At 53.4% G+C, this 12496-nt stretch carries 6 protein-coding genes; 2 read left to right on the top strand and 4 right to left on the bottom strand.

Annotation, left to right across the window (positions count from 1 at the left end; genetic code table 11):
* Positions 1–90: 90 nt before the first annotated feature.
* The 3 genes from ACWAU0_RS02610 to ACWAU0_RS02600 all read right to left on the bottom strand — a co-directional run bounded on the left by ACWAU0_RS02610 (position 91) and on the right by ACWAU0_RS02600 (position 5084).
* Complete coding sequence (locus ACWAU0_RS02610; RefSeq protein WP_101051765.1) at positions 91–2352, bottom strand: caspase family protein; 2262 nt, start codon at positions 2350–2352, stop codon at positions 91–93.
* Positions 2353–2419: 67 nt separating this feature from the next.
* Positions 2420–3235 carry an alpha/beta fold hydrolase gene (locus ACWAU0_RS02605; RefSeq protein ID WP_458138220.1) on the bottom strand — a complete coding sequence of 272 codons (816 nt, stop codon included), beginning with the start codon at positions 3233–3235 and terminating at the stop codon, positions 2420–2422.
* A 100-nt stretch (positions 3236–3335) separates the two neighbouring features.
* On the bottom strand, positions 3336–5084 hold the full coding sequence (locus tag ACWAU0_RS02600; RefSeq protein WP_205453430.1) for a DVUA0089 family protein: 1749 nt from the start codon (positions 5082–5084) through the stop codon (positions 3336–3338).
* Between the two features lie 315 nt (positions 5085–5399).
* Here ACWAU0_RS02600 and ACWAU0_RS02595 point away from each other — a divergent pair, with 315 nt between their 5' ends.
* Positions 5400–7067, top strand: a complete 1668-nt coding sequence (locus ACWAU0_RS02595; RefSeq protein ID WP_205453431.1) for a serine/threonine-protein kinase — start codon at positions 5400–5402, stop codon at positions 7065–7067.
* 186 nt (positions 7068–7253) lie between these two features.
* Here the strand turns inward: ACWAU0_RS02595 and ACWAU0_RS02590 are convergent, their stop codons facing one another.
* Complete coding sequence (locus tag ACWAU0_RS02590) at positions 7254–8027, bottom strand: VWA domain-containing protein (protein ID WP_458138219.1); 774 nt, start codon at positions 8025–8027, stop codon at positions 7254–7256.
* Positions 8028–8481: 454 nt separating this feature from the next.
* Between ACWAU0_RS02590 and ACWAU0_RS02585 the strand changes: the two genes are divergently transcribed.
* Positions 8482–12408 carry a DUF3683 domain-containing protein gene (locus tag ACWAU0_RS02585; RefSeq protein WP_458138217.1) on the top strand — a complete coding sequence of 1309 codons (3927 nt, stop codon included), beginning with the start codon at positions 8482–8484 and terminating at the stop codon, positions 12406–12408.
* Positions 12409–12496 lie beyond the last annotated feature (88 nt).

The raw sequence follows: 12496 nt of genomic DNA, 5'->3' as shown, positions 1-12496 counted from the left end.
CTAAATCACTACCCGCATAATCCTATCGAGTTTAGTGGCCGACCATTCATCGGAATAGATGGTGGTTTCCAGTCTGAATAGCCAATCCGCCTAAACTTCCGGCACAAAAAAGAACGGGCTGCCTTCGTGGCCTGCGTGCTGTAAGGGGGCGTATTGTGGCATTTGTTCGAAACCGCCGCGAGCCGCCGATGCACGTACTTGATTGGCGACATCCCGGAAGATGTCGTAATCTTCAATGATGCGTTTGTTGCCGCGCAATACTTTCAAAAACGCATTGGCGAACACCGAATGGTCGCCGCCGCCCTGGTCCATCACCGGCTTCACGCCACCTGAAGTCAGCACGGTGCGGGCTTTGCGGCTGTTCATGGCTTTTAACCAGCGTTCGCGCTTGGCGTCGTCCATGCCCTCCGGCAATTTGGCCACTGCCGAACCGGTCAACGCGCCGGAATAGCAGGAATCGGCTACCACCATAATGTGCTTGGCCGGCATGATGCTCAAAAATTCCGTGATGCTTTGGCTGGAAATCCAATTGGCGCTATTGCCGGTTTCCGAATCGACCGGGAGCCAATAGGCGGTCTGACTTTTCTTGTCGATCTCGCCGTGGCCGGCGTAATAAACCAGCAAATTATCCTGTTCGGTGAGTTTTTGATTCAGTTCGTTAAACGCCGACATGATCGTGTGGCGATTGGCATTGATCAGCAATTTGGTTTTAAACCCGTAGCGCTCACGTAACAACAGTTCCAGGCTTTTCGCGTCGGCGATGGGTGTTTTTAGTGACGGATAAGCGCCGTACTCGTTATTGCCGATGATGATGGCGTAGAATTTGCCGAATTGAATATCGCCGGAGCGTTTCAATTCGCTGCCGTTGCTGCTCGGAAACACTGCCTCGGCCGCATTGCCGGAAGCCAGCAAGCGCAGGCTTAAATCGCTGCTTTGATTGCGTTTGTCGGTAGCGACGATGCGCACCAAGGTTTCGTCGCCTTTCAAACTCACGTCGGTTTCAAAACGGCCGTTGGCATCGACTTTTATCGCTTTGTCGTTCAACAGCAAGCGGCTCAGGCCGGTCGCCGCGTCGATTTTGCCGACGATGCGTTTGCTGCTTTCGCCCAAGCCAAATTGAATGCTGGGAATACCCCGGGTGACGGTGACGGCGGGTTCCAGTAATTCGATATTCGGACCGTTGCCCGAAGCCACCACGTTGGATGCTTGTTGCTGTAATTTTTCTTTCAGTGCGGCAATTTCCTTGGCTTGCTGTTGCAAGGCCTGCTTGCGCAAATCTATTTGATTCCTGTCCAGTTTGTCCTGTGAGGTCAGCCAGCCGGTTAGTTCCGCCGATTGTTTTTGGTAAGTTTCGATTTTTTCGTTGAGCTTGTTTTCGATGTCGTTGGTTTTGCTTTCAACGGCTTTAGCACTGGGGCTTTGCTGGCGCGCCGCTTCCAGTTCGCGTTTCATGCGTTGTCTTTCTTGGCTGAGAGATTGCGTCAAGCTGCCCAGTTTGGCTTGTTGGTCTTTTAATTGGCTTTCCTTTTCGCGCAACTGTTTTTCCAGCGATTCGATGTCGCTGGAGCCGCCGGGCGTGGTGGATTTTTGTTGTTGCAGTTTGTTACGCAAGGCTTCCAACTCGTCTTGAGCCTTACGCAAACTCTCTTGTTGATCCAGGGTTTGCTGGCGGGTGCTTTGCAGTTGCTCGCGCAGTTGCTCCGCTTCACGGCGGGACTCGGCTACTTCGCTGCGCAAGGTGGCCAATTCTTCGCTGTTGGCGATGGCTTGAGCATTGACGGCGGGCGCGAACTGGATACCGGCGTCTTCCAGGCCGGCCGATTTGCGATACCAGCGCAGCGCGGTTTCCTTGTCTTCTGTAACGCCCAGACCTTTTTCGTAAAGATGTCCCAAGTTCAATTGTGCTTGCGAGTTACCTTGATTGGCGGCTTTTTCGTACCACTGCGCGGCGGCTTTGTAGTCGGCTGGCGTACCCAGGCCTTTTTCGAAAATTTCGCCGACGTACAACTGGGCAGCGGCATCGCCTTCCTGGGCTTTGGGTAGCCAGATATTTAAGGCGCTGGCGTAGTTGGCGCGGTCGTAAGCGACATATTCGCCGCCGCGGACTTCACAATCGGCGGCGGTGGTGCGGATGGGGCGGCGGGCGCTGAGATAAGTCATCTGCGAGCCTAGCTTGCGTACCTGTCCGGGCAGCAGGCAATCGACGACAAACAGTTTGCTGGTGTCGGCCACGATATAGCCTTCGGTGGCTTTGGCCATTTCTTCCTGGCTGACGTCGCGGGCGCAGGCGGACATTAAAATGCCGCCAATTGCCAATGCCAGCGTACGGTTCAATACTCTTTGTGTCGCCATGGTGTGCCGCCTCGAATGATTGATTTTATCTGGCAACCATAGCAGAAATCCGCTACCCCGCAAATGGCTAGGGCTGGTGGTCCAGGCGTTTTAGCATATGCGGCCAAATGTCTTGCCAGCCATGGCCGTGATCGGCATCAACGATTTGTACGTGGCTGTTGGGGCGTTGCTCCAGGGCTTGTTGGAATAATGCCGGCGGAATGTTGTTATCGCGTTGACCCAGCAGATGCCATTCCACAATGCCAGGTTTGCCGGCGGAACGGGTAGCCGGGTTTAGAGAGTCATGCAAACGCTGGTAGCCGTGATGATCGGCCCAGATATCGATGTCGTAATTCCCCGCCAGCGTCACCACGGCGACTGCTTGCGGCAAGCGCTCGGCGATCAATAGCGCCAACGTGCCGCCGCCGCTGTGGCCGATCAACACCACTTCACTGTAACCGTTTAGCGTGCAGAACTCTGTTAATGCTTGGGTCATCGACGTTACCACGCGCTCGCTATAGCGGGCGCCGGTCCACAAGCTTTGCGAGCAGCCGGGGTCGCCGGCGTGGCCGTTGTAGCATGGCCGTCCCAGGTACAAAGCGGGCTTCGGGTCGGAAGACATTAATGACAGGACGGTAGCTGTGCGGGTAGTGGGGTCAGAGGCCGGAAATAGTCCGCGTTCCCAAGGGTAGCCGTCACCTTCGAGATAAACATGCAGGCGTTTACCGGCGGATGGTGGTAAGCGGGTAAACGATGTCAGTTTGAATCCGGCGGCTTCCGACTCCAAGGCCTGAAAGCCGAATGCCGTGGCTTGCTCATGTAGGCGCATGGCCGGGGTACTGCAAGCTGCCAGGAAAAGCAGCAGACTTAGTTTAATCAGCAACTGTAGCTGTTTGACAGGCATGAGGTACTGGCGATTTGGAATAGACCACGCTGCTTGTGAGGCTTGCAGCGTGGTCAGTATGCGCGGTCGATCAGTAATCGACTTTGTTTATTGGATTGTTTTAAAACGACAGCCGCAAGCCGCTGGAAAAGGCGTGGTTTGACACGTTTGCCCGGTCGATGATGGTGTTGTAGGCCACGAAAGCGGACATGCCGTCGGCAAATTGGCCGGCCACGTTAAATCCCAGTTGCATGAAATCGCGGTCCGGATTGTCGGAACGGATATTAAAGCCGGCATTGTTTTGCACGAAGCGCACGACGCTGACTTGGGCGTTATAGCTGGATTCATGTACCCATTCGGCATTGACTTGCGGCACGATGACGCCCCAAGGCAAGCTCCACGCATACGAAGCCCTGGCGCCGGCTTTGGTTAGCATGGATTCTATGTTTTGTTTGCCGTAGCTGGTGCCGAAGCTGGAGCCGCCTGTTTCGCGGTAGCCGTCCACTTCGGTTTTGGCGTAGTCGAAACCGATATAAGGTCCGACCACTACCTTGTCGATGTGGTAGTTATAACCCGCGCCCAAGCTGGAGGCATACTGCATGCCCGAGGTGCTGCCTTTTGCCGAGGTGTTGAAAAAGCTCATTGCCCGCTCGGATTCGTAATCGATGCCGCCGACACTGGCCAGCGCGTCGATATAGAAATCCTGAATATTCAAAGTGCTGTATAGCGAGCCGGTATAGGCTGCGGTATAAAGCTGGCCGGCGCGGTTGTTGAAATCGGCTTTGTTGTGAGCGTTATTAAAGGCCACCCCCACAAAAAAATTATCGGTGAAAGCATAATCCGCACCGACCGTGACACCTTGATTGTCGAAGCTGTAACCCTGTTCGTTGGCAGTGCGGTTCCGGCTACCAAAACTGCCGTCGATATTGCCGTATAGGCCCAGGCGTTGAAATATTTCCGGTAGTTCGTCGCCGCTGCCGCCGCCGATTTTGGTGCCGCCCAGGTTGATGCCGCCCGCATTACCGGCGCGCAAGGTGGCAATGCGGTCCATTACGCTGCTGAAATTTGCTCGCGAAGTGGCAACCGTGGTGGCTGCAATCGTATTGATCTCTTCAGGGGTAATTTGATCGATAACATCGGCTTTGGCAGCCGCGCCCAGGCCGGCGATTCTGGCGCAGTCGCTGATAACAGCGCTGCTGGTGGGTGATGCGCACAAGCTGTTGATTGCCAGAGAGGTAGCGCTGGCGTTGGATGTAGATTCGATAATTTGCGATTGGGAAATGACAGCACCGCCGCTGCCGGCATAGCTAATCAATCTCGCACTGCCCGAGCCGGTGCCGGTGCCGGGAATGATCAGTCCCGAGTCGCCGACTATCAGTAACACATTGCCCGTGTCGCTGTTTATATTGGAACCCGCGATAGCGTCGGTTGATGCAAACGGGTAGTTTGCCAACGCGACAGTATAGCTGCCGGGGCTCAAGGGGTAGTCGTTAATCAGCGAGTTAAAATTCGGAGAAACGCCCGCCGCGCCGCAGTCTATCTGGTTGCAACCGTCGTCGTTCTGAGTGAGTACGGAGAGGCTGGTAAAATTGCCGGTGCCGCTCAGCAGGAAAATATAGGGGTCCGTTGTGGGGCCGCTGGTGGCAATATCGACCAGTGTGGTTTGTGATAGCGAGAAGGGCAGGTAGCCCACCGATCCGGCCCCGGAGCCGGTTAGATTGAATGTGCCGCTCGCGAATTCCACGCCTGCCGCGAGTGGCGACGCCAGCAGCAACGTCACTAACGAGCCTGCGGTTAGGGATTGCCGTTTGCTTAATCGCGCAACAGCGGTTTTAGAGCAGAATAGTTCAAAAAAAAACAGTGATTTCATGAGCATTTATTCCAAATAATTTTTGCAACTTATTATAGATGCATGTTGATGTTTTCAATAGTAATTAAATTTTTCTGGAGATTCGGTGCCGGCCACTCGCGCTTTTTCTTATTGAATCGTGGTCAGTAAATTTCTGATGACCGTCGGGCTTGGGAGAGCTCAAATGCAGCGGTGGCGAGAATTTGCCGGACCTGGACGGGATTTATCCCGGTCGATTTTGGGGCTTGGCGGTTTTTAGACCATCAAGGGCAATTGCAGCGACACGAACAAGCTCTTCGGCTAAAATCCTTACACTTTCCCTGACTGTCGTTTGCCATGTCCAGATTTGAGCTCGCATTGAAAGCCTTTCAGCAGGCTCAACTAGCCTATGAAGATTTATTGGCCGTAGCGGCCGCGTTAAGCGCGGAACCCGAACCAGTTTTAGATGCGGCTCGGCAATTTTTGGAAAACGAATATCGGAGCGGAAACATTGGCGCGGATGTTTATCGCGGTTTGCAATCGGTCATGCAAGACGAAACCCGGTTTATCGGTGACCAAACCCAAATGGCGCCTTCACAGGTCTCCGCTCCAGACGATGCAACCAGCATAGTTTCGGCGCCGGCTACGGCGACGACGATACTGCCGGTTTCACCCGCTACGCAAACACCTACCCTGACGACCGAATCCTTGCTGCAAGGCTTGGATCCCTCGCAGCCGCGCGCCGAGCTGACAGTCGGGAGTACCTTGAAAGGTCGTTTTGTGCTCGAAGAGTTGCTCGGGGTGGGCGGCATGGGTATGGTGTTTAAAGCCACCGACTTGCGCAAAGTAGAGGCCTCGGATAAAGAGCCTTTCGTCGCTTTAAAGGTGTTAAACCAGGATTTTCAATTCAATCCGATGGCGCTGGTGGCTTTGCAGCGGGAGACCAAGCGCGCGCAAACCCTGTCTCACCCCAATATTATTAAAGTCTACGATTTTGATCGGGACGGCACGCACGTGTTTATGTCGATGGAATACCTGCAGGGTAGGCCGCTCAGTCATCTGATACGCGAGCATGTCGACAGCGGATTACCCTTCAAAAAAGCCTGGCCTATCATCAGTGCGATGGCTGAAGCCTTGGCACATGCGCATAAGAAAAATATCGTGCATTCCGACTTTAAACCGGGGAATGTGTTTGTCGGCGACGACGGCGAAATCAGAGTGCTGGATTTCGGGATTGCTTGCGCCATTGGCCGCAGCGAAACAGATGGCCACGACGCGACGATTTTTAATGCGCGGTCGCTGGGCGCTATGACTCCAGCCTATGCCAGTTTGGAGCAACTGCAAAATAGCGATCCCGATCCGCGCGACGATATTTATGCCTTGGCTTGCATCACTTACGAACTGTTGAGCGGCAAGCATCCGTTTGGCCGGTTATCGGCGGAAAAGGCCACGGAAGTCAATCTACAGCCCAAACCCATTGCGCAGCTTAAACGTCGGCAATGGAAAGGATTGCAAAAGGCTCTGGCTTTTAGACAGGAGGATCGCTGTGCCACTATCGACGAATTTTTAGCGGCTATCGGACCGCATACGTCTGTCTATTACGGACTGTGGTCAACGGGTGTGTTGCTGGCTTGTTTGATCGGGTTGAACGTCTATTGGACTCTCAATGAAAAGCAAACCGCTACCGAAGTGGTAAAGGTCGCTGTTGAGCTCAATCCGGAGCAAAACCAAAAAATTAAGGATTTGCTGGAATTGGCGGATATTCATTTTGATGTCGGTTACCTCACCGCGCCGACCGGCAGCAATGCGTTCTGGGCTTATCAGGAAGTTTTGAAAATTGATCCATACAACAAAGCGGCCATGGATGGCATCAATAAAATTGCCGATACGCTGGAACAGCAGGCGTGGGAGTTTTACGAAAAGAACGACCGCTCGGAGGCTTTGAAAAAAGTACAGGAAGGTTTGGAAGTCAACCCTGTGCACAAGGGCTTACAGAGTTTGCGAGATAAGCTCAGGTTTAATTGATTTAGTTTTCCGATCTTTGCGGAGGGATTTTCAAAGAGCGGTGAACCTGGCGGATGAGGCGTGTTTGCGTAGATTATCAGCAGATAATTCTGCAAGTAATTCTGATTGGGCTATTTGTCGCGGCTAAGCCTGCTAAAGCCGGTCTGTGACCGAGTTTAGCAGGATGAAAGCGCAGTTTAGTGTTGATTATGCAGCTTTACGGCGGCGAGACATGGCGATGCCGAACAAGCCCAGCCCGGTCAAGGCCAAGCTTGCTGGTTCGGGTACAGTATTATTTGGTTGGGTCACAACGCGAATTTTGTTTTCAATCGCGGCTGCGTAAGCAGTCGCGTTAGCAACGCCAATGTAAAAGCCTTGAGTTGGGAAATTGTAAGGTGAGGTTGTGTCGCAAGGACCCGGGTAGCAAATGCTGTTTTGCAGATAGGCAGTATCCACCCCGCTACCAATGCCTTCGATACTGATGTTATCCACGCCGGCAGCAATCAAATTATTGCGCGCGGTAATTGCGGTTGCTTCGTTGCTTGTGACTCCGTCTGTTGCAAAATTTACGTAAGAAAAATCGATATTCAAAGTAGACGCCGCCAGGGTGGTTCGCATGGTGTCGAATGCCGCTGTAAAGTTTGTGCCGCCACCACTATAACCTAGGTTGGCGATACTCGTGGCCAGTGATGTGCGGCTGGCCGCGTCTGTGACGAGGAAGTTTTGAATGTCCGCGGTCGCAGAGCTGCTAAATGTCACGACAGAGATTTCATAGTTGCTGTTCAGCGGAATCAAATTATTAACAGCGTTGGATAATCCAGCTTTGATGATATTCCAGTTAGATGAGCCAATGCTGCCTGATTCGTCGAGAATAAAGCCAAGTTGGATGGTGCCGGCATTGGCTGCGCTGGACGCAAATGCGCTTAGTGCGAAGGTAGCCGCCATTGACGCAGCCAAGGTGAGTTTGCGGATTTTTCTCATGTGATCTCCAAAAAGTGTTCCATTCAAGTTAACTCCCCAGCAGTTCGGAGCGTTTTTACCTGGCAAAGCGTTTTCGTTGGACGAGTCCCGATTGCTAGGTAGTGTCTCTTAGTTGGGGGAAAGCAATTCATAAAAAGCAAGTATTGGGCCACCTTATTATTTTCAATAATTTGCACTTGAACGGATTGTTCGACGTATTTTTTTTGTAAAAAAAATCGACACTATTTTAGGCGGCGGACTATCGATTGGTTTTAGATTTCAAGACCGGAAGTTCGATGGTTTTCAATTTGTTGTTTTGAAATAAATAAAAGACTTGCCGTGCCGGTTGCAAGGCAAATTAGTAAATTGGCAAACAGGTGGTTTTTTGATGATCGGTGGCCTCCTGGTGCAGGTGGATATTTAAGGGGTTGGCGGCGCGGATGACATGCTAAAATTCGGCGCATTATGACTTCCTATGCGCCGATTGCCAGTGGCTTCTCAATTATTCCCAGTATCCGATGATGCAACGCCCGCGCGACTGCGGGAAATTCCTTATAACTACACCTCGTTTTCTGATCGTGAAATCGTCATACGGCTGCTCGGCGAAGACATGTGGTGGGTGCTTGAGTCGTTACGCGGTGAGAGAATTACCGGGCGCTCCGCGCGGATGTTGTATGAAGTATTGGGCGACATTTGGGCGGTACAGCGTAACCCTTATCTCGAAGACGATTTGCTCGATAACGCCAAGCGGCGGCGCGCCTTGCTGCAAGCCTTGCGGCATCGTTTGGGGCAAATGGAGGGCCGGCAAGCCGAACTGGAGAATCAGCACACCGGGCGGGCCGAGCGGGTGGGGCAATTGATTGCTGCTGCCCATCAGGCTGTAAATGAATTCGAAGCCCATTTCGAACGTACCGCGCAACTGCGCCGTAGCGTGTTGACACTGTTGTCGCAATACACCCGCAAAGACAATATCAGCTTCGATGGTTTCGCGCGGGTTAGCCACGTGACCGATGCCACCGACTGGCGGGTGGAATATCCGTTCGTGGTGCTGTATCCCACATCGGAAGATGAAGTCGGGCATTTGGTGCGCGGCTGTATCGAACTGGGCTTGACCATCATCCCACGCGGCGGTGGTACCGGTTACACGGGTGGTGCGGTGCCGCTCAATGCTTATTCTGCGGTGATCAACACCGAAAAGCTGTTGGTGATGGGGGCGGTCGAGCGACATACGTTATTGCCTGGCGTGGATGGTTCGTATGCGACGATTCACACCGGCGCCGGCGTAGTGACCCGACGGGTGATGGAAACCGCCGAACAGGCCGGTTTGGTGTTCGCCTGCGATCCAACGTCTGCGGATGCGTCCTGCATCGGCGGCAATATCGCGATGAACGCCGGCGGTAAGAAAGCCGTGCTATGGGGAACCGCGTTGGACAATCTGGTCTCCTGGCGGATGGTGACGCCGGACGGCAATTGGTTGGAAGTCGAGCGGCTGAATCACAATCTAGGCAAGATCCACGAACAAGACAAAGCCGGGTTTTTGCTGAAACGTTTCGATGCCAGCGGTAAGCAATTGCTGGGTGAGGAAACGCTGGAAATTTCCGGCAGCTTTTTCCGCAAGACGGGGCTGGGCAAGGATGTCACCGACAAGTTTCTCGGCGGTCTGCCGGGGATTCAAAAAGAAGGTTGCGACGGCATTATCACCTCCGCACGCTGGATTCTGCACGAAATGCCGCCTGTCAGCCGAACGTTTTGCCTGGAGTTTTTCGGGCAGGTACGCGAGGCGGTGCCTTCTATCGTCGAAATACGCGATTATCTGGCGGATTTGCCGAAAGAGGGCGCTAGCCGGGTGATGCTGGCCGGTCTGGAACATCTGGACGAACGCTACGTGAAAGCAGTCGGTTATGCCACTAAAGCCAAGCGCCATGGCCGGCCGAAAATGGTTTTAATCGGTGACATCGTCGGCGACGATGAAAACCAAGTCGCGATGGCGGCGTCCGAAGTGGTGCGCATATGTAATGCGCGCGGTGCCGAGGGCTTTATCGCCGTGAACCCGGAAACCCGCAAGAAATTCTGGCTGGATCGCGGTCGCACCGCGGCGATTGCCCGGCATACCAATGCCTTCAAAATCAACGAAGACGTGGTGATTCCGCTGCCGAGGATGGGCGATTATTGCGACGGCATCGAGCGCATCAACATCGAATTGTCGCTGAATAATAAATTGCGCTTATGCAGTGCCTTAACTGAACTGCTGGGCGGCGACTTGCCGCTTAGAGCCTACGAAGAAGGCGTGAATAAAGCCGAATTGTTAGACGAGCGTCGGGCCTTGGCGTTGGATGCGGTAGACACAGTAAAGCAGCGCTGGCAATGGATTTACGATAATTTGGATTTGCCGTTGGCCGAAGCCGAAAAAGCCTTCGCGTCACAAGGTATCCAGGCCGGCGAACTGAGCAATCGTGCCGTCGAGCCGATTTTGTTTCATCGCTTGCAGGATTATTCGTTACGGGTGTCGTGGAAGCAGGAATTGCTGCCCCGGTTGCGGGAAATTTTCGAAGGCGATAATTTCCGGCCCATCGTCGAGCGCATCGAGGCTTTGCATAAAGAGGTGCTGCGCGGTCGCGTATTCGTGGCTCTGCACATGCACGCCGGCGACGGCAACGTGCATACGAATTTGCCGGTCAACTCCGATCATTACGAAATGCTGCAAGAAGCCAATGCGGCCGTAGCGCGGATTATGGCTTTGGCGCGTTCGTTGGGCGGGGCGATTTCCGGCGAACATGGTATCGGCATCACCAAATACGAGTTCTTGACCGAAGATGAGTTGGCGGATTTTCATGCGTATAAAAACCGTATCGATCCGGAAGGGCGTTTTAATCGCGGCAAGTTGATGCCGGGTGCCGACTTGCGTTCGGCTTATACCACGTCGTTTAGTTTGATGGGTTTTGAGTCCTTGATCATGCAGCAAAGCGATATTGGCGCGATTTCCGATTCGGTGAAAGACTGTCTGCGTTGCGGCAAGTGTAAACCGGTCTGCGCCACGCATGTGCCGCCGGCCAATTTGTTGTATTCGCCGCGCAATAAGATTTTGGCGACTTCATTATTGATCGAAGCGTTTTTGTACGAAGAACAAACCCGGCGCGGGATTTCGATTACCCATTGGAAGGAGTTCGAAGACGTTGCCGACCATTGCACGGTCTGCCACAAATGCTTCAATCCATGTCCGGTGGACATCGATTTCGGCGATGTGTCGATGAATATGCGCAATCTGCTGCGCAAGATGGGCAAGCAAAGTTTCAACCCGGCCAAGACCATGGCGATTGCTTTTCTGACCGCGTCCAGCCCGAACACGGTCAAGGCGATGCGCACGGCGATGATTGATTGGACCTACAAGGCGCAACGCATCGGCAATACGCTGTTAAAACCTTGGAGCAAAGCGCAGATCGCGCAGCCGCCGGCCACGGTCGGCAAGCCGCCGGTGCGCGAGCAGGTAATTCACTTCATGAATCGGAAAATGCCTGGCGATTTACCGACCAAAACCGCGCGGGCGTTGCTGGATATCGAAGACGGGCAGATTGTGCCCATCATTCGCGATCACGCTAAAACCCGCACCGATTCCGAGGCGGTGTTTTATTTCCCCGGCTGCGGTTCCGAGCGCTTGTTTTCGCAGGTCGGATTGGCAACACAAGCGATGTTGTATGAGATTGGCGTGCAAACCGTATTGCCGCCCGGTTATTTGTGTTGCGGCTATCCGCAGCGTGCTGGTGGGCAGTTTGATAAGGCGCAGAAAATTACCACTGACAACCGGGTGTTGTTCCACCGGGTAGCCAATACCTTGAATTACCTGGATATTAAGACCGTAGTGGTCAGCTGCGGTACTTGCCAGGATCAATTGCAGGATTATGAATTCGAGAAAATATTTCCCGGTTGCCGCTTGATCGATATTCACGAATATCTGCTGGAAAAAGGCGTGCGGTTGGAGGGTGTAAACGGTGCGCGTTATCTATATCACGATCCGTGTCATAGTCCGTTCAAGCAGCAAGACCCTATCAAAGTGGTCAATCAGTTGGTTGGTGCGCCGGTTGCGAAATCTGAGCGTTGTTGCGGCGAGTCGGGCACTTTGGCCGTGGCGCGGCCGGATATTTCCACGCAGATTCGTTTTCGTAAGGCGGAAGAATTGCAGAAAGACACGGCTAAATTACGGTCGGACGGCTACGACGGCGCGGTGAAGATGTTGACCTCTTGTCCCTCGTGCATGCAAGGTTTACAGCGGTTCGAAGACGAAGTCGAGCAAATGGAAGTCGATTACATCGTCGTGGAAATCGCCAAGCATGTATTGGGTGAAAACTGGATGACCGGGTATTTGGATCGGGTGAGCAAGGGCGGTGTTGAGCGGGTTTTAGTGTGAGTTAAAGAATTGGTTAGCCGGCGATTCTTCAGCCGGCTTTGCCCTTTGTACGTCGTAAAAACTGGCTTTTACACCAGTCCTCAAGCTG

It is taken from the genome of Methylomonas sp. Uni0009 (genome assembly GCF_054188105.3).
Note: the sequence above shows the minus strand (reverse complement) of the source record. Positions and strands in the feature narration are given on the sequence as shown.

Excerpts from the sequence above, each read along its gene's own strand:
- ACWAU0_RS02590 (WP_458138219.1), bottom strand. The coding sequence starts at position 8,027 with ATGAGAAAAATCCGCAAACTCACCTTGGCTGCGTCAATGGCGGCTACC.
- ACWAU0_RS02600 (WP_205453430.1), bottom strand. The coding sequence starts at position 5,084 with ATGAAATCACTGTTTTTTTTTGAACTATTCTGCTCTAAAACCGCTGTT.
- ACWAU0_RS02595 (WP_205453431.1), top strand. The coding sequence starts at position 5,400 with ATGTCCAGATTTGAGCTCGCATTGAAAGCCTTTCAGCAGGCTCAACTA.
- ACWAU0_RS02605 (WP_458138220.1), bottom strand. The coding sequence starts at position 3,235 with ATGCCTGTCAAACAGCTACAGTTGCTGATTAAACTAAGTCTGCTGCTT.
- ACWAU0_RS02610 (WP_101051765.1), bottom strand. The coding sequence starts at position 2,352 with ATGGCGACACAAAGAGTATTGAACCGTACGCTGGCATTGGCAATTGGC.
- ACWAU0_RS02585 (WP_458138217.1), top strand. The coding sequence starts at position 8,482 with ATGCGCCGATTGCCAGTGGCTTCTCAATTATTCCCAGTATCCGATGAT.